The 18526-nt window shown below is 39.4% G+C and carries 14 protein-coding genes; 11 read left to right on the top strand and 3 right to left on the bottom strand.

Annotated features, from left to right (window positions below):
- Positions 1–138: 138 nt before the first annotated feature.
- From H6G06_RS16310 to H6G06_RS27455, 6 genes are all read left to right on the top strand, one after another.
- Entirely contained in the window at positions 139–672 is a 534-nt protein-coding gene (locus tag H6G06_RS16310; RefSeq protein WP_242039718.1) for a BsuBI/PstI family type II restriction endonuclease, read from the top strand.
- Positions 673–994: 322 nt separating this feature from the next.
- Positions 995–2521 (top strand): ferredoxin:protochlorophyllide reductase (ATP-dependent) subunit B, encoded by a 1527-nt coding sequence (bchB, locus tag H6G06_RS16305; protein WP_190561927.1) that lies wholly within the window; start codon positions 995–997, stop codon positions 2519–2521.
- 142 nt (positions 2522–2663) lie between these two features.
- Positions 2664–4280, top strand: coding sequence for an ApeA N-terminal domain 1-containing protein (locus H6G06_RS16300; protein ID WP_190561925.1), 1617 nt, complete (start codon positions 2664–2666; stop codon positions 4278–4280).
- 144 nt (positions 4281–4424) lie between these two features.
- A complete protein-coding gene (locus H6G06_RS16295) occupies positions 4425–5060 on the top strand; it encodes a hypothetical protein (RefSeq protein ID WP_190561923.1) in 636 nt (211 codons plus the stop codon).
- Between the two features lie 3 nt (positions 5061–5063).
- Positions 5064–5780: a PIN domain-containing protein gene (locus tag H6G06_RS16290; RefSeq protein ID WP_190561921.1), complete on the top strand. Its 717-nt coding sequence runs from the start codon at positions 5064–5066 to the stop codon at positions 5778–5780.
- Between the two features lie 26 nt (positions 5781–5806).
- A complete protein-coding gene (locus H6G06_RS27455) occupies positions 5807–6016 on the top strand; it encodes a hypothetical protein (RefSeq protein ID WP_242039722.1) in 210 nt (69 codons plus the stop codon).
- A 246-nt stretch (positions 6017–6262) separates the two neighbouring features.
- Here the strand turns inward: H6G06_RS27455 and psaB are convergent, their stop codons facing one another.
- Positions 6263–8494, bottom strand: a complete 2232-nt coding sequence (gene psaB, locus H6G06_RS16280; RefSeq protein ID WP_190561919.1) for a photosystem I core protein PsaB — start codon at positions 8492–8494, stop codon at positions 6263–6265.
- Positions 8495–8613: 119 nt separating this feature from the next.
- Complete coding sequence (gene psaA, locus H6G06_RS16275; protein ID WP_190561917.1) at positions 8614–10872, bottom strand: photosystem I core protein PsaA; 2259 nt, start codon at positions 10870–10872, stop codon at positions 8614–8616.
- Between the two features lie 484 nt (positions 10873–11356).
- On the opposite strand from psaA, the gene H6G06_RS16270 reads away from it, so the two are divergent.
- Positions 11357–13132: a hypothetical protein gene (locus H6G06_RS16270; RefSeq protein WP_422387052.1), complete on the top strand. Its 1776-nt coding sequence runs from the start codon at positions 11357–11359 to the stop codon at positions 13130–13132.
- On the opposite strand, the gene H6G06_RS16265 is transcribed toward H6G06_RS16270, so the two are convergent.
- On the bottom strand, positions 13129–14106 hold the full coding sequence (locus H6G06_RS16265; RefSeq protein ID WP_242039716.1) for a glutaminase: 978 nt from the start codon (positions 14104–14106) through the stop codon (positions 13129–13131). The two genes, H6G06_RS16270 and H6G06_RS16265, sit on opposite strands and share 4 nt — an antisense overlap.
- Positions 14107–14149: 43 nt before the next feature.
- On the opposite strand from H6G06_RS16265, the gene H6G06_RS16260 reads away from it, so the two are divergent.
- From H6G06_RS16260 to H6G06_RS16245, 4 genes are all read left to right on the top strand, one after another.
- Entirely contained in the window at positions 14150–15670 is a 1521-nt protein-coding gene (locus tag H6G06_RS16260) for a thioredoxin-like domain-containing protein (RefSeq protein WP_190561915.1), read from the top strand.
- Between the two features lie 379 nt (positions 15671–16049).
- The gene (locus tag H6G06_RS16255) at positions 16050–16508 is read left to right on the top strand and encodes a KGK domain-containing protein (protein ID WP_190561913.1); all 459 of its coding nucleotides are present in this window, start codon (positions 16050–16052) and stop codon (positions 16506–16508) included.
- A gap of 264 nt (positions 16509–16772) precedes the next feature.
- The gene (locus H6G06_RS16250) at positions 16773–16961 is read left to right on the top strand and encodes a DUF4089 domain-containing protein (protein WP_190561911.1); all 189 of its coding nucleotides are present in this window, start codon (positions 16773–16775) and stop codon (positions 16959–16961) included.
- Positions 16962–16968: 7 nt separating this feature from the next.
- The gene (locus H6G06_RS16245; RefSeq protein WP_190561909.1) at positions 16969–18348 is read left to right on the top strand and encodes an AtzE family amidohydrolase; all 1380 of its coding nucleotides are present in this window, start codon (positions 16969–16971) and stop codon (positions 18346–18348) included.
- The last annotated feature ends 178 nt before the right edge of the window (positions 18349–18526 follow it).

The following is an 18526-nucleotide window of genomic DNA, read 5'->3' as shown; positions in this document are numbered from 1 at the left end:
AGTTAAAAAAATATTACACTTTGCGACAAACTTAGACAATAGATAAAATTATACAGTAAAATTTTTAGGTGCAAAATAATCTTGTCTGAGGAGTGGGAAGAATATCGTCGTAATTATGCTATTTCTGTCAAAAACTGATTGCAGGATAGAACTCGAAATATACCAACAATTCCCGTTAGCTTACCCAATGGACAAGCAATTTATCTATCATCAGGTGGACAAAACAATTTAATCAAAGACATTTTAGAAAGTTTTTGTCCGAGATTTACACCAGGAGGTTTGGTTCTCTATGTAGGTGATGCTGGAGACAAATTCATCATTAATGAAACTCAAAAGTTCAGAGACATGGGGGTGGAGTTAGATCCTCACGGTAAAATGCCAGATGTTGTAGTTTATTATCAACAACAAGACTGGCTGATATTAATAGAAGCTGTAACCAGTCATGGGCCTGTTAACTTAAAACGACACAATGAATTAAAGCGACTGTTTCAGTCCAGTAGTAAGGGGTTAGTTTTTATGACTGCTTTTCCCAGCCGCAAGGAAATGACTCGATATTTGGCTGAGATTTCTTGGGAAACAGAAGTTTGGGTAGCAGATCAACCAGATCACATGATTCATTTTAACGGAGAGAGATTTCTCGGACCCTATGAAAACCGGGAGAATGGTTCTTGAAATTTTGGCGATGCCATTTCCATGAATGATTGAGACTGAGTATATAAATTTTTATAGTTAACATTGAGAAAAAATTTAATAAAATTTGTTTTCAAAACATTAAGATTTATTTGCTTCAAACAACAATAATCCTTACTCAATTAATAGCTATAATCCATGCTATAACTAGGTTTTAGCAATTACTTTATAGCCTAATCAGCAAATATTCCTATTTCTTATTTTCTGCAAATTTTGAGAGAATCAAAAGCGACTTAATAATCAAGCACTTATTGTCCAAATCGGTTGGACTACGTTAATTTCAATTTTACTGGGAGAAGACCGAATGAAATTGGCTTACTGGATGTATGCAGGACCCGCTCACATTGGTACTTTGCGGATTGCTAGTTCTTTTAAAAATGTTCACGCGATTATGCACGCTCCCTTGGGAGATGATTATTTTAATGTTATGCGTTCGATGCTATCGCGGGAACGTAATTTTACCCCAGTAACAACCAGCGTCGTTGACAGAAACGTTTTAGCCCGTGGTTCTCAAGAAAAGGTGGTAGACAATATCACCCGCAAAGATGCTGAGGAACACCCCGATTTAATTGTTTTAACTCCCACCTGCACTTCCAGCATTCTGCAAGAAGACTTACACAACTTTGTGGAAAGAGCGCAGTTGGAAGCAAAAGGGGACGTAATGCTGGCGGATGTGAACCATTACCGCTACAACGAACTACAAGCCGCAGACCGGACTCTACAACAAATAGTCCAATATTACATTGAGAAAGCCCGCAAAAAAGGGGAATTACCAACAGGGAAAACTGCTAAACCCTCAGTTAACATCTTTGGTATTTCTACTCTTGGTTTCCACAACAACCACGACTGCACTGAACTAAAACGATTAATGGCTGATTTGGGAATTGAAGTAAATACTGTCATTCCTGAAGGTGCTTCGGTTCACGAGTTGAAAAGTATGCCTCAAGCTTGGTTTAACTTGGTTCCTTATCGGGAACTTGGGTTAACTACAGCTAAATATTTAGAAGAAGAATTTGGCACACCTTACGTAGATATTACGCCGATGGGCGTTGTGGAAACTGCCAGATGTATCCGCAAAATTCAGCAGGTAATTAACGCCCAAGGTGCGGAAGTTGATTATGAAGACTTCATTAATGAACAAACTCTGCACGTATCTCAAGCGGCTTGGTTCTCTCGTTCTATTGACTGTCAGAATTTAACTGGTAAGAAAGCGGTGGTATTTGGTGATAATACTCATGCTGCGGCTTTGACTAAAATTCTATCGCGGGAAATGGGGATTCATGTGGTTTGGGCTGGTACTTATTGCAAGTATGATGCTGACTGGTTTAGAGAACAGGTGAGCGAGTATTGCGATGAAGTATTAATTACAGATGATCATGGTGCTATTGGGGATGCGATCGCTCGCGTTGAACCTTCTGCTATATTTGGTACACAGATGGAACGCCATGTTGGGAAACGTTTGGATATTCCTTGCGGTGTGATTGCAGCACCAATTCACGTTCAGAATTTCCCCATTGGTTACAAACCATTTATGGGTTATGAAGGCACAAATCAAATCACAGATTTAATCTACAATTCCTTCACTTTGGGAATGGAAGATCACTTATTAGAAATCTTTGGTGGACACGATACAAAGGAAGTAATTACCAAAGGAATTTCTGCGGAATCTGGTTTGAATTGGACAAAAGATGGACAAGCAGAATTGAATAAAATTCCTGGTTTTGTGCGCGGTAAAGTGAAGCGAAATACCGAAAAGTTTGCCCGTGAGCGTGGGTTTAAGGATATCTCGGCTGAGGTATTGTATGCCGCTAAGGAGTCTGTAGGGGCGTAGGTTTACGAGGTTAGTTAAAAGAGTGAGTGGTGAGGGGTAAGATTTACTCTTTACTACTTGCTCTTATACTTTAGATTAGATATTCAAAATAAATATAGTATAATACTTACTGATAATAAATTTACTCTATTCAATAATCACAATGCAAGATTTTATTAGTTTGGGTCAATGGTGGATTCCTAGTAAACCAGAAGTACGAATACCAGGTACATTAAGCTTTTCATCTGATAGGGGCGCAAGACTTGAACTTATGGAATCTTTCTATGATGGAAGTTTGATAGAAAAAGATATAGCATCAGACTTTATTCTATCTGATCAGGAAAATTCTTTAAAAGAAGGAACGAGAGAGCTTGAATTTATCAAACCCCAAGAAATAATTATTCTTGGTTTAATTGAAAATAATGAAGAAATCACACTGTATAAATGCTTTGGTCAAATTACAAGTTTTGATGCCAAAAGTAGACCTACTTTAGTTTTCTACGCTGAGTATATTTTTAGGAAAATTCACATTTCAAATGAAGAGAGTATCAAGTTCAAGTCTATTGCTATAGAATATTCTTATTTTAGAGAATGGGTTGGTAAATCAGGAATAACATTATACACACCATACATACCACGTCAAAAAGATAATCAGCTTTTAATAAGCTATCAGCCTCCTGAAAATATTTACTTGAATACAATAAATGAATTAGATATATCTATTACCTTTCCTCCAATTTATATGAACCCTTTTGATATGTATTTTGGAGCTATTTACTATAAAGCTAATATTGAACAAAAAACATATTTGACAATTAGCAATCATCATAATAAATCTATTGACAAATGTATTGATTTATGTATAAACTTTAAAGATTTCTTGAGTTTTGCAATGTCGAAACCAACTTCGATAATTTCTGTTGAAGGAAAATTAGATATTACTGTTCCAAAATATATAAATCAAAATGATGGAACATACACCATGAATGAAGAAGTTCAGGAACAGACAGTTATTATATTATTTGGTTTGGGAGGTAATCAAAGTAACTCAGAAGCAAAATTATCTGTTCATGAAATGCTATTTACTTTTAATGATATTGGAGATAGATTAGGAGAAATTTTTAACAACTGGATAAACAAGCAAGAAAAATATACTTCTGTTTTTCAACTTATTATGACTACAACTTATACTCCTAACTTATATATAAATTATGATTTTATCAATATAATACAAGCATTAGAATATTATCATACTGTTAGTGATAGATATAAAGACAAAAGCAAATATCAGAAATCTAAAATATACGAGAATGGTATTCTTAAGCAGCTTTTAGAAGTTATCGAAGAATTTTCTGGAGAAAACTTTGATGAAAAATCACCAGAAAGAAGTGTTGATGAAACTAATGGAATTAGTGATGATTTTAGAGAAGCTTTAAAAGGACAAGTTAAAGGTTTAAATCGGGTCACTCTTCAAACCAGATTACACCAAATAATAGAAGATATTTCAGATTTACTTCCTAGTGATTTTATAGGTGATATTCAGGATAGACAGCTTTTCGCTAGTAGAGCTTCAAAAACTCGTAATGCTTGGACACATCATAATGCAAAGGAAAAAGAAAAAGCTGCAAAAGGTAAAGAGCTAATTCAACTATTTCATACACTGACTGTTATACTTCAAGTCTGTGTGTTAAGAGAATTAAATTTTACAGATGATTCCATCAAGAATCTGATAATCCGTAACAGAAATTATCAAAGAGAATGGCGTTCATCCTCCAATTGAATTCTTACAATTGATTTGGTATAGTAAAGATGATGCCAATAAAAATCAAACTTACTCAAAATTTATTCCCAGACGGGTTAGACAGCTAACTGAATAAAAAATATGCTATTCTATTTTTAGTAATTGTTAGATATTACAATCACTATGAAAAAGTTTCGAGACTTATATATATACCTCAATAGCTATGATATTGACCAATTAATCAAATATTTAACCGATAATTGTACAAACAATTGGTCAAGAGCTTACGAACGCGAAAAAAATGCAGTTCTCTTAGAAGAAAAAACCTACTGTTTTGAACATACCACAGGAGATGGTTTAGAAGCTGCTGGTTTAATACTTTTCCAGAAAGATCATAATACTTGGTTTGTATCTAATATTGTACCAGCAGAAAAAGGTCAATTATCTGTTGATGAATACAATCAAATTTTAGTAGACTTCTTTGAAAAAATTGTCCAACCTGCCATTAAAAATACTCCTGTAACCACAGAAATAACAACCGATCAAGAATTTATTGAAAATCTGATCGGTAATGATGCAGCAGCATTATTAAATCAATTTGCTGTTTATGCAAATAAATTTACCGTTACCTCACATCCTGTAGATAGAAAAAAATGGTTTGATTTCATATTATCTGTAAATTCCAAAGGCGTAAAATTAGATCCTAATTTCTTGAGTATGTCCTTAATTGAAAAAGGATGGTCAAAAGAAGCAGTCGATAAATTAGTCACAGAATACGAATTTGCTGATGCTTTGCTGAACTATACAAAAGGACAATGATGAATGTTTATTAGTTCAACAGAGCTAAGTGAAATTATTATCTCTGCACCTGCACCAGTTTTATTTTTAGACACTTGCACAATTTTAGATATTATCCGTTCTCCATTTCGAGATAATATATCTACTAACGAAATATCAGCATCCTTAGAATTAATTAATAAATCAAAACTAAATAATCGTAGTGTGTGGTTAGTGACAAATGAAATAGTCTATACAGAATGGAAAGAAAATATAGCAACTGTCAAAATCGAACTTACAGAAGAAATAAAAAAGGCAGAACTAAAAAGAGAGAAAATGGTTAATTCTGCAAATATTATCTTTGATTTTAACCATGATTTTGGACAAGTAATAAAAACTCTAAATCTCCCTGAACACCTGAAAAATCTTTCTAAAAGTCTCCTAGATAAATGTGAGAAAATAGCAATAGATGATTCTCATTATGTAGAAGCAATGAAGAGAATTAATAAATGTGATGCTCCTGCTCAAAGAGGTAAAGATTCAGCTAAAGACTGTCAGATATTTGCGGCTTTTTTAGATATCGGTAAGCAATTGAGAAATAAAAATTTCCATCAGAATATTTGCTTTATCACTACAAATTATCAAGATTATGGAAAACCTAATGCTCCTAAATCACCTCTTGATCAAGAACTTATTAGTATTAATACCAAATACTTCAATAAATTAGAATGGGGTTTAGCTATTATTGAAGGTAGAGTATAATTCTGAAAATCGAAAAAATTAAACTCATGGCTGATTATGGATGTTACCCATTATGGTGGGCTAGTTCTGATAAAACTGGAGATATTGAGCCAGAAACGATGCCACTGAGTCAAGAAACTATTACCCGTCTTCTAACTGCTTTGGAAAGAGCAAAAGCGAGAACTTTAAAACCGCAAAGTATCAACGAACTACGTCAGGAGTTGGGAATTGACGCAAAAGAAGAAGGATCAAGATGATGTCAAAATACACAGGATATAAACATGAAAAATAATCCTGTAAATCCTTAAATCCTGTAAATCCTGATTCAGATATCTTTCTCATATACTCTGTAATTTATTAGCACTGAATTAACATTAATATCGCTCTAATACAAAGTGATTAAAATTTAAACCAATGCCGTCCTTATCCTGCCCAACCATAAAAAAATCCCCCACCTCACGGCAGGGGATTTTTTGTTACTTACCTAAAACCAGCAGTCCGGATCAACCGAACTTACCAGCAGTAGAAGCAATGAGGAACGCAGCGTAGGTGACGATGTAGCCAACAGTGAAGTGAGCTAAACCAACCACACGAGCTTGAACAATGGAGAGAGCAACGGGCTTGTCTTTCCAGCGAACCAAGTTAGCTAGAGGAGTACGCTCGTGCGCCCAAACCAGGGTTTCGATCAACTCTTGCCAGTAACCTCTCCAAGAGATGAGGAACATGAAACCGGTTGCCCAAACTAGGTGTCCGAATAGGAACATCCAAGCCCAAACAGACAAGTTGTTCATGCCGAAGGCGTTGTAACCGTTGATCAACTGAGCGGAGTTAGCCCAGAGGTAATCACGGAACCAGCCCATCAAATAGGTGGAGTTTTCGTTGAACTGAGCAACGTTACCTTGCCAAATACCTAGATGTTTCCAGTGCCAGTAGAAAGTTACCCAACCAATGGTATTTAACATCCAGAACATAGACAGGTAGAAAGCGTCCCAAGCGGAGATGTCGCAAGTACCGCCACGGCCGGGACCGTCGCAGGGGAACGCATAGCCGAAGTCCTTTTTATCGGGCATCAGCTTAGTACCACGAGCATCCAAAGCACCTTTAACAAGTACCAAGGTGGTGGTGTGGATAGCCAAAGCGAAAGCATGGTGAACCAAGAAATCGCCAGGACCGATTGTTAAGAACAAGGAGTTTGTTCCAGAGTTGATGGCATCTAACCAGCCAGACAACCAAACGTTACCGTAGTTGGGGTAGGCTGTGTAAGCGATGCTATCGGGGTTAGACAACAAGGTGTCTAAGCCGTAGAGAACTTTACCGTGAGCAGCTTGAATGAACTGAGCAAATACTGGCTCAATCAAGATTTGCTTTTCAGGAGTACCAAAAGCAACTACTACGTCGTTGTGAACGTACAAGCCCAAGGTGTGGAAGCCCAAGAAGAGAGATACCCAGCTGAGGTGGGAGATGATCGCTTCTTTGTGCTGCAAAATCCGGTCTAATACGTTGCCCTTGTTTTGTTCGGGATCATAATCACGAACCCAGAAGATGGCGGCGTGGGCGAAAGCACCAACCATCAAGAAACCAGCGATGTACTGGTGGTGGGTGTACAGTGCTGCCTGTGTGGTGTAGTCCTTAGCGATGAACGCGTAAGGAGGCAGAGCGTACATATGTTGAGCTACCAAGGAAGTAATGGTTCCCAGTGCTGCCAATGCCAAAGACAATTGGAAGTGTAGGGAGTTGTTGATGGTGTCGTACAGACCTTGGTGGGGCAGGTTGAACTGTCCTTCGCTCTTGCTACCGGGAACTAAACCGGATTTGGAGTTGAGCATTTCTTTGATGCTGTGACCAATTCCGAAGTTAGTGCGGTACATATGACCGGCGATGATGAAGATAACAGCGATCGCCAAGTGGTGGTGAGCCATGTCGGTCAACCACAGGGATTCTGTTTGGGGGTGGAAACCGCCCAAGAAGGTGAGAATCGCTGTACCAGCACCTGTGGAAGTACCAAATAACTGTCCAGCGGTGTCAGGGTTCTGAGCATAAACGCCCCAGTTACCTGTGAAGAAGGGGGTTAAGCCTGCTGGGTGGGGAGCTACAGTCAAGAAGTTATCCCATCCTACATGGATACCACGAGATTCAGGAATAGCAACGTGAACCAAGTGACCTGCCCAAGCCAAGGAGCTAACACCGAACAAACCAGCTAGGTGGTGGTTCAGACGGGGTTCTGCACTCTTGAACCAAGAGAGGCTAGGACGGAACTTGGGTTGCAAATGCAACCAACCAGCGAACAAGAACACAGCTGCCAACAGGAGCAGACCTAAAGAACCGGTGTACAGTTCTTGGTTAGTACGCATCCCGATGGTGTACCACCAGTGGTAAACACCGGAGTAAGCAATGTTTACAGGATTGCTTGCACCAGCTTGGGTGAAAGCTTCAACTGCTGGAGCGCCGAAATGGGGGTCCCAAATCGCATGGGCGATAGGACGGACATGAAGGGGATCTTTAATCCACTGTTCAAAGTTACCTTGCCAGGCTACGTGAAACAGGAGGCTGGATGCCCACAGGAAGATGATTGCCAAGTGACCGAAGTGAGTGGCGAAAATCTTTTGGTAAAGATTTTCTTCCGTCATGCCATCGTGGCTTTCAAAATCGTTTCCTGTTGCGATCGCATACCAAATCCGACGAGTAGTCGGGTCCTGTGCGAGATCCTGGCTAAATTTTGGAAATTTTGTTGCCATAGGGTTGATGATTCCTCTGACCTTTAGCCATTGCTATCAGTGCTATCAGTGCTATTCAGTGAAATTTTAGATTTTGGATTGGATATTTAATCCAAAACCCAAAATATCCACTGAAATTCTTAACCTACAGAAAGGATGTGTGCGTGGAAGAATGCCCAGGTGGTGGCAATTCCTCCTAGTAGATAGTGAGCTACACCTACAGCCCGACCTTGAGTGATGCTCAATGCACGAGGCTGAATTGTTGGAGCTACTTTCAGTTTATTATGCGCCCAGACGATGGACTCAATTAGCTCTTGCCAGTAGCCACGACCACTGAACAGGAACATTAAGCTGAATGCCCAAACGAAGTGAGCGCCTAAGAACATGAGTCCATAAGCGGACAGTTCACTACCGTAGGAGTTGATTACTTGTGTAGCTTGCGCCCACAAGAAGTCACGCAACCAACCGTTAATGGTGATCGCACTTTGAGCAAAGTTGTCACCTGTGATGTGGCTTACCACACCATCTGCGTCTACAGTTCCCCATACATCAGATTGCATCTTCCAGCTGAAGTGGAAAATTACAATTGACAAGGAGTTATACATCCAGAACAGTCCCAGGAACACATGGTCCCAACCAGAAACTTGGCAGGTACCGCCACGACCTGGACCGTCGCAAGGAAAGCGGAAGCCTAAGTTAGCTTTGTCTGGAATCAGACGAGAACTGCGAGCGTACAATACACCTTTTAGCAGGATCAGTACGGTTACGTGAATGGTGAAGGCGTGAATGTGGTGAATTAAGAAGTCAGCTGTTCCTAAAGGAATAGCAGCCGCAGCTACTTTACCGCCTACAGCCAAAATTCCACCGCCGAACACATAACTTACTGTTTCCAGGGCATTAGGTGCTGTTGTTCCTGGAGCCAGTGTGTGCAGGTTTTGTACCCACTGAGCAAACACTGGTTGCAATTGAATTGCAGAGTCAGAGAACATATCTTGGGGACGACCCAAGGCACGCATGGTGTCGTTGTGGATGTACAAACCAAAGCTGTGGAAGCCGAGGAAAATACAAACCCAGTTGAGGTGAGAGATGATAGCATCACGGTGACGAATCACACGATCCAGTACGTTGTTTTGGTTAACAACAGGATCGTAATCCCGCACCATGAAGATCGCTGCGTGAGCAGCACCACCCACAATCAAGAAGCCACCGATCCAAATATGGTGAGTGAAGATACACAACTGTGTAGCGTAGTCAGTTGCCAAGTATGGATAGGGGGGCATCGCGTACATATGATGCGCGATGATGATTGTCAAGGAACCTAAGAAGGCCAGGTTAGTAGCCAACTGAGCGTGCCAAGAGGTGGTCAGGTTTTCGTAAAGACCTTTGTGACCTTCACCAGTGAAGGGTCCTTTGTGGTTTTCTAGGATATCTTTGATGCTGTGACCGATACCCCAGTTGGTGCGGTACATATGACCGGCGATGATGAACAGTACAGCGATCGCTAAGTGGTGATGAGAAATATCAGTCATCCACAAACCGCCTGTTACGGGGTTCAAACCACCTTTAAAGGTCAGAATATCAGCGTAAGTTCCCCAGTTCAATGTGAAGAAAGGTGTTAACCCGCTGGCAAAGCTGGGATACAACTCTGTCAACAGGTCTTTATTCAAAATGAACTCGTGGGGCAAGGGGATGTCCTTAATGGCAACGCCTGCATCCAATAGCTTGTTAACTGGTGCGGACACATGGATTAAGTGTCCTGTCCATCCCAAAGAACCGCAACCTAGCAATACTGCCAAGTGGTGATTCAACATGGACTCCACATTCTGGAACCATTCCAGTTTGGGAGCGCGTTTGTGGTAGTGGAACCAACCAGCAAACAGGAACAAGCCTGCTAATACCAAGCCGCCAATTGCAGTTACATACAGCTGGAAGGAGCTAGTGATACCCCAGCCACGCCATACTTGGAACAAGCCAGAGGTGATTTGAATGCCGTGGAAGCCACCGCCCATATCACCGTTTAAAATGTCTTGTCCAACAATAGGCCAAACAGTTTGGGCGCTGGGCTTAACTCCTAATGGATCAGCCAGCCAAGCTTCGTAGTTGGAGAACTTAGCGCCATGGAATAACATTCCGCTTAACCAGATTGTCACGACGGCTAGGTGGCCGAAGTGCGCGGAGAAGATTTTGCGGGAAATGTCTTCTAGGTCGCTTGTATGTGTATCGAAATCGTGGGCGAGGGCGTGCAGGTTCCAAATCCAGGTGGTGGTTTTTGGACCTTTAGCTAAGGATCTATCGAAGTGTCCAGGCTGCGCCCATCTTTCAAATGAGGTGGGTACAGGGTCTTTGTCAACGATGACTCTTGCTTTTTTCTCCTCTCGCTCCGGAGGACTAATCGTCATTCGACCTCCTCGGTTAGTAAGGAATGAGGAATCATAAGTACCACAGAGTGAATTTTACTCGTCGTTTCCAGGTATTGTCTGGAGTCGTGTGGATTTGTTGTTTCAGTTGAATTATAGAGTCTGTACTTGTACTTTGTTGGAGACATTTTAACAATAATTTAAATTTGCCAAATTTATTGTCATATCTGCCTTTTATATTCAAAGTTATTGCGAAAAAGTCAATAGCTTTTTTATTTAATTTACAAACTATAACAATTCTTAAAACTTATAGTTAATCCCCAATAAAGTTGTATATCCTACTCTTTTGACTGTATATTTTCGTTGTTTCTCAAGTTAAATAGAAAATATATGTCAAAAATATTACATTTTTTCCACAATTTATAATGACGCAGATGACAAAGTTATCTTTTTAGGCTCTATGGTATGGCGTGTGGTGAGGAAAACAAAAGAAAATGCGATTGAAGACGATCATAGGGTGGAAAGTATGAAATATAGGCAAAACACAACTTTAGCAACACTCTTCTCTCAGAGTTTCCCGATCTTCAGGTGGGTAATGGCATTGCTGCTAGTCTTGAGTTTAAGCGGTTGCGTAGAAAAAGCTGGAAGTCAGGAAGTAGTCATTAAAACTCAAAAAACACCATTACAAGTCTCCCAAGTTTCTCGGCAATTTTCCGAAACCGCTCCTCCAGAGGCGATCCAAGAACTGCGGGTCAGTTTGGAAAGTTATCAGCCACAGGTAGCAATTCTCACCCCTACAGCAGATGAGGTGATTGAAGATGACACTGTTACAGTACGCTTCCAGGTTAAGGACTTACCCATATTTAAAGATAGTCAATGGCAATTAGGACCACATCTGCACGTAATACTTGATAACAAACCTTATATAGCCGTTTACAACCTGAATCAGCCTCTAGTTTTACCAAACTTGTCCGCAGGTACGCATACCCTTCGTGTATTTGCGTCTCGTCCTTGGCATGAAAGCTTTAAAAATGAGGGCGCTTATGCCCAAACAAGATTTCATATTTTTACTAAAACCGACGATAACAATCCTGACTCGAATCTACCCCTTCTCACCTACAGTCGTCCTAATGGTAGTTATGGTGCAGAACCAATTATGTTGGATTTTTACCTAACTAACGCCCCTTTACATATTGCTGCTGAAGATAATCCTGAAGACACAATGAGTGATTGGCGTATTCGCTGTACCATTAATGGCGAAAGCTTCATTCTCGATCGCTGGCAATCAGTTTACCTCAAAGGCTTTAAACCTGGTAAAAACTGGGTAAAACTGGAATTTCTTGATAATCAGGGCAACCCTGTAAAGAATGTCTTTAATAGTACAGCCAGATTGATTAATTACCAACCTAATGGTAAAGATACCCTTTCAAGAATTGTCAGAAACGAACTTGTGGCTGATGAGGTACGTGGTATTGTAGACCCAAATTACACAGCTAAGATTCCCGTTACTGAACCTACACCCACTGTAATGCCCAAGGTTGAAGCAACACCAGCACCTCAACCACAGGAAGAACCTAAAGTAGAAACGTCACCAACTCCAGAAATTAAAGTTTCTCCCACACCTCAACCACAGGAAGAACCTAAAGTAGAAACGTCACCAACTCCTAAAATTAAAGTTTCTCCCACACCTCAACCACAGGTAGAACCTCAAGTAGAAACGTCACCAACTCCTAAAATTAAAGTTTCTCCCACACCTCAACCACAGGTAGAACCTCAAGTAGAAACGTCACCAACTCCAGAAATTGAAGTTTCTCCCACACCTCAACCCCAGAAAGAACCTCAAGTAGAAACGTCACCAACTCCTAAAATTAAAGTTTCTCCCACACCTCAACCCCAGAAAGAACCCAAACTAGAAAAACAACCAACTCCAGAAATTGAAGTTTCTCCCACACCTCAACCACAGGTAGAACCTCAAGTAGAAACGTCACCAACTCCAGAAATTGAAGTTTCTCCCACACCTCGACCACAGAAAGAACCCAAGCTAGAAAAGCAACCAACTCCAGAAATTGAAGTTTCTCCCACACCTCAACCACAGGTAGAACCTCAAGTAGAAACGTCACCAACTCCAGAAATTGAAGTTTCTCCCACACCTCGACCACAGAAAGAACCCAAGCTAGAAAAGCAACCAACTTCAGTTAAGTCACCACAAAAAGATGAGCCTAAACCAGAAAAGACAGGATTAAGCCGATTGAGTGAGTATTTTGAAAATAGAAACGTAACTAAACCGGACAAATCCTCTTAGCTAAAAATACTCAGTTGCAAATTTTGGGATAAAGCTTCGATAAATGCCAGCCCCGCTACAGGATTACCTATACTATCTAAAGCAGGACTGTAGCAGGCGATAGCTCCGCTCTCTTCGAGACGCTTCGCGTAGCTTGCTTCTCCGAAGGGGTACGCCGCAGGCATCGCTCCCTTATTTGGTACAATTGCTAACAATGCCCCACTTATACCCGATTTCATGGGTAAACCAATTTTGACTGCATACTGAGAAGAAGCTTCGTATAGTCCACAAGTTAACATCACAGCATTAACAATTTGGCGATGTTGGGAATTTACAAAACTGCTTTCACAGGCTAATAATTTTCCCAACTTTCCTAAATCTTCAACTGTGCCAGAAATACAGCATATTTGTTCATAAGTATCAAGAGTAAATTCAATATTTTCTATGTGTCCGGTTTGGTGAAGATAGTGAGCGATCGCTAAATTTACCTGAGAACGAGTAGCACGCACCGAAGCCAACATATCTAAATCTAGAGATAGGTGACTACCAGCTAATTTATTCAACCATTCACAAAATAACTGAGTGCGATGATTTCCATCCTTACCTGGTAACTTATCAGCTAAAGTAATAGCACCACTATTAATCATCGGGTTGCGGGGGTGTCCATTATCAGCCATTAACTGATCTAATGAATTAAAAGGCATTGCTGATGCTTCAAGACCAACCCAATCTAACACCTTTTCTGTTCCCAAATATTCCAGCAGATACAGAAAAGAAAATGGTTTGATAACACTCATCAAAGGAAATATACAAGCGGTATTACCATAACTGTAACTTTCTCCTGACTGACAGTAGATATGAACAGCAAACCAGCTAGGATCAGCTATAGCTAAAAGCGGGATACGTTGAATAACAGATGCTTGTTTTGCTTGGGTTTGCGCTTGCTGTACCCAGAGAGATAAATTATTTATATTGATGTCTTTGAGTTTTATCAAAACTTTAATCTCAATCTCAAATCTACAATAATCTAAAATTACTATGATTCCCCGTGTTAGATCACCAGAATTACCACAAAATTTCCCTTGGTTAAATACAGATAAACCGCTATCCCTAAAAGCACTCAAAGGTAGAATCATCATCTTAGACTTTTGGACATATTGCTGTATTAACTGTCTGCATATATTACCAGACTTGAAATATTTAGAACATAAATATAAAGATAGTTTGACAGTTATTGGTGTTCATTCTGGGAAATTTGACAACGAGAAAGAAATTGAAAATATCCGTCAAGCCATTCTGCGTTATGATATTGAACACCCAGTTTTAGTGGATAGTGATTTTCGCGTTTGGGAAAATTATACTGTCAAAGCTTGGCCTACTTTAATCATTATTGATCCACAGGGATATGTCATTGGTCAATTTGCCGGAGAAGGACATATTCAAGTAATTGAAAACATGATTATTCAGATTTTGAATAAAAATCAGGATAACATCAATTTTCAACCATTGCAATTCACCTTAGAAAAGCAGCATCAACCCTTAATTACACCTTTGTCCTTTCCGGGTAAAGTCTTGGCTACAGCAGTAGGATTATTTATTGCTGACTCTGGACATCATCGCATAGTCATGAGTACCTTAGAAGGTGAAGTTATTCATGTAATTGGTACAGGAAAACCTGGAGTAACTGATGGTTCTTTTGAGGAATCACAGTTTTCTACACCTCAAGGAATGGCTTATGATGCTGAGAGCAAAATTCTCTATGTTGCTGACACAGGAAACCATACCTTACGGCAAATTGACATACAGCGACAGATAGTCGAAACTATTGCTGGAACTAGTCAGCACAGCCATATTATTTTTCCTCATGGTGGTTTTGCACTCGAAACAGCCCTAAATTCCCCCTGGGATCTGGAAAAAGTAGCCAATAAATTGTTTATTGCCATGGCAGGATCACATCAAATTTGGGAAATGAACTTAGAAAGAGGCACCATTCAAACCTTTGCTGGTACTGGTGCAGAAGGTTGTTTTGATACCACGTTAACTGAAAGCGCCTTTGCTCAACCAAGCGGTATTACTACCAATGGTGCGGAATTATTTATTGCTGACAGTGAAGTTAGCTCAATTCGAGGTGTGGAACTTGATGAACAGAGCAAAGTGCGGACTGTTTGCGGTGGTGGTATGTTATTTGGCTTTGGTGATATAGATGGACAAAAGCTAGATGTCAGGTTACAGCACTGTTTAGATGTGGAATATTTCCAAAATTACCTGTGGGTAGCAGATACTTACAACCACAAAATTAAGTTAGTAGATCCTGCGACTGGATATTGTCAAACAGTTTTGGGAGATGGTTTACCAGGTTTTCAAGATGGCCAAGGTAAAAATACGAAATTTTCAGAACCTTCAGGATTGAGTGCTATAGGTGCTTTCATGTACATCAGTGATACCAATAATCACGCAATTCGCCGTGTCGATTTAAAAACGCTGAAGGTGAAAACATTATATCTGTCTGGTTTATGTGCGCCTAATGCTTGTTTATCTGCTGATATGGCTGCAATGTGAAAAGTTGTTTTGTAATATTGATGTTTACATAAAAGTATACATGGTGCTACACTGCTTTAGACCAAAATTTTGTTTCTTGATTTCTTTGTGCATATTTTTATCTATGATTACGGCAAACTACATCAATAAGAAGCCAATACGCATCTATAAATGAGATAAAAAGAATGTGGTTAAGTTATCTGGAAATTGCTGTGATCTCAAGCAATATAAAGGAAATGCAAAGGATATAAATAAAGTCGGACATAATAAGTCTAAAAGTTGGTTGCAGACTCAAAAAGAAATGTTATAACTGTGCTAAGTAGTACAAGGCAACAAAAAATATATTGATTTAAAAGTAGCTTTATTGCTGGCAAGCTCTCATAAATAGGACTCAAGGAACATGAACAAAATAGAAATGGAAATGAATATGAGTAGAAAGTATATTCCTTTAAATTGTGATGATTACATCGTAGGTTTTGGAAAAGATATATTTAAAATAAGTAGATTTAGGGAGTTGGTGGTCCAAGAAATTAGAGAAAAATTAATGCGGCAAACCAGCAATACTCAACAACAGGCACAGGTAACAATCATTAAGTTATTTAAGGACATGACAATAGCAGAAGAAAATTTAGAAATAAATAGCATTCAATTTCAGTTTTTCCAAGATTGTCAGTTACTAACTATAGGTAGTAAAAACTGGCAGACAGGAAAACTTAAAGTTCAGATATCTATATCGCCTCAGGGTAAACACGCAGATGAAATTTACATAGAATTTTACCCTGATGACTCAGATAAATTATTACCTTTAGATAGTCTAGGCAACGGTTCTAATAATATGAAGTTCTCTGAATTATATTAATTTCACTAATACACTGTAAAAACTATCCTCCATATCAGCGAACGCCAAAAGAGGATGGTTTTTGGGTGTAGAGTTAGAAGTTATAAATGGAAAAATAAATAATATCATGTCTGTTCAAATAACCGTGATTGCGACCGTAGGGAAGCAATCCCAAAAACCTTGAGATTGCGTCGCACGCTCTGCAAACGTGAACGTTCCACTCGCAATGATATATTCAGGGTGATTTGCCGGACATGATATTACAATTTAGAAGAAAAAAAGAAGATGGTAAATCAGAAATTTGATGTGCGTGGGTATGTTGAGCAAATGTCGATGTTGCTTAATTTACAGATAAAAGATGAGTATCAGGATGAAGTGGTGGCGAATTTTGATAGAATCAAATCAATAGCAGAATTAGTGAATAACTTTCCTTTAGCAGAAGAAATTGAAATTGCACCCACTTTTGAACCATGAATGAACTATGAATGATGCTGTATCCATAGCCGAAAATATCTTATCACGTAAAGTTAGCGCAGTTGAAATTATTCAAACAGCATTAACTAAAATTACTGACAGAAATCATGAATTAAATTGTTTTACCACTATTACTGTAGAAACAGCTTTACAAGATGCAGTAAATATTGATAGAGAAATTGCTGAGGGTAAACATCCTGGTGTTTTAGCAGGTGTACCTTTTGCAGTTAAAAACCTGTTTGATATTGCTGGTTTAACCACTTTAGCTGGTGCAAAAATTAACGCTGAAAATCTTCCAGCTATTCAAGATGCAACTATAATTACTAGGTTAAAAAAAGCTGGTGCAGTGTTGGTGGGTGCATTAAATATGGATGAGTATGCTTATGGGTTTGTGACAGAAAATGCCCATTATGGTGTAACTCATAACCCCCATGACTTGCAACGAGTAGCGGGGGGTTCTTCCGGTGGTTCTGCTGCTGCGGTTGCTGCGGGTTTAGTTCCTTTCACTTTGGGATCAGATACTAACGGTTCTATTCGTGTTCCTGCGGCTTTGTGTGGTGTGTTTGGTTTTAAACCTACTTATGGCAGGTTATCCCGTGCAGGTGTAAAATTATTTTCTAGCAGTTTAGATCATATCGGACATTTTACAACTTCAGTTAGAGATATTGCGACAATATTTGATGTTCTGCAAGGTGAAGATGAGAAAGATCCGGTTTGTACAAAACGTCCTCCTGAGTTTTGTTTACCACAAATAAATAATGATATTTCTAAGATTAAATTTGCCATTGCTGATGATTATTTTACCCAAAAAGCAGACTCCGAAGCTTTAGCAGCAGTGGTGAAAGTTGCTAATGCTTTAAATGTAACGGAATATGTAACCATACCAGAAGCTAAAATTGCCCGTGCTGCGGCGTTTGTGATTACAGCTTGTGAGGGTGCAAATTTGCATTTAGAAAAGTTAAAATCCCGTCCTCAAGATTTTGATCCCGCAACACGCGATCGCTTTTTGGCTGGGGCATTAATTCCTAGTAGTTGGTATATCCAAGCACAACGCTTTAGAAGATGGTATAGAGATAAAGTTAGAGAGGTATTTGCAAATAATGTAGATATAATTATTGCCCCAACTACACCCATTACAGCCCCTTTAATTGGTCAAAAAACGATGATTTTAGACGATGAAGAAATTCTAGTGCGCCCTCATTTGGGATTATTTACGCAACCATTATCTTTTATTGGTTTACCCGTTTTATCAGTACCCATTCATCAAGAAAATTCTCTACCTTTAGGAGTGCAATTAATAGCTGCACCTTATAATGAAGCTTTAATTTTACAAGTCGCAGCAGTGTTGGAGGCACAGGGTATAGTTGCCCATGCTTTACGTTTCTAACCTCCGATACAAGAATAAAGCCTAACAGCAGGCTGTACCAATAGCAAAAAGGCTGAAATCTATAGCGTTTCTTGGTTGAGTGAAGTACAAGAACTCCACATCCAATCCCCTTCCCACAAGCGAGGAGGGGGCAATGATATACCTGAGATCATAGCTTAGTAATGAAGTGATAAGTACC

The organism is Anabaena sphaerica FACHB-251 (assembly GCF_014696825.1).
Classification (GTDB): domain Bacteria; phylum Cyanobacteriota; class Cyanobacteriia; order Cyanobacteriales; family Nostocaceae; genus RDYJ01.
This window is presented reverse-complemented; position numbering and strand designations above follow the sequence as displayed.

Excerpts from the sequence above, each read along its gene's own strand:
- bchB (WP_190561927.1), top strand. The coding sequence starts at position 995 with ATGAAATTGGCTTACTGGATGTATGCAGGACCCGCTCACATTGGTACT.
- H6G06_RS16300 (WP_190561925.1), top strand. The coding sequence starts at position 2,664 with ATGCAAGATTTTATTAGTTTGGGTCAATGGTGGATTCCTAGTAAACCA.
- H6G06_RS16295 (WP_190561923.1), top strand. The coding sequence starts at position 4,425 with ATGAAAAAGTTTCGAGACTTATATATATACCTCAATAGCTATGATATT.
- H6G06_RS16290 (WP_190561921.1), top strand. The coding sequence starts at position 5,064 with ATGTTTATTAGTTCAACAGAGCTAAGTGAAATTATTATCTCTGCACCT.
- H6G06_RS27455 (WP_242039722.1), top strand. The coding sequence starts at position 5,807 with ATGGCTGATTATGGATGTTACCCATTATGGTGGGCTAGTTCTGATAAA.
- psaB (WP_190561919.1), bottom strand. The coding sequence starts at position 8,494 with ATGGCAACAAAATTTCCAAAATTTAGCCAGGATCTCGCACAGGACCCG.
- psaA (WP_190561917.1), bottom strand. The coding sequence starts at position 10,872 with ATGACGATTAGTCCTCCGGAGCGAGAGGAGAAAAAAGCAAGAGTCATC.
- H6G06_RS16270 (WP_422387052.1), top strand. The coding sequence starts at position 11,357 with ATGAAATATAGGCAAAACACAACTTTAGCAACACTCTTCTCTCAGAGT.
- H6G06_RS16260 (WP_190561915.1), top strand. The coding sequence starts at position 14,150 with ATGATTCCCCGTGTTAGATCACCAGAATTACCACAAAATTTCCCTTGG.
- H6G06_RS16255 (WP_190561913.1), top strand. The coding sequence starts at position 16,050 with ATGAACAAAATAGAAATGGAAATGAATATGAGTAGAAAGTATATTCCT.
- H6G06_RS16250 (WP_190561911.1), top strand. The coding sequence starts at position 16,773 with ATGGTAAATCAGAAATTTGATGTGCGTGGGTATGTTGAGCAAATGTCG.
- H6G06_RS16245 (WP_190561909.1), top strand. The coding sequence starts at position 16,969 with ATGAATGATGCTGTATCCATAGCCGAAAATATCTTATCACGTAAAGTT.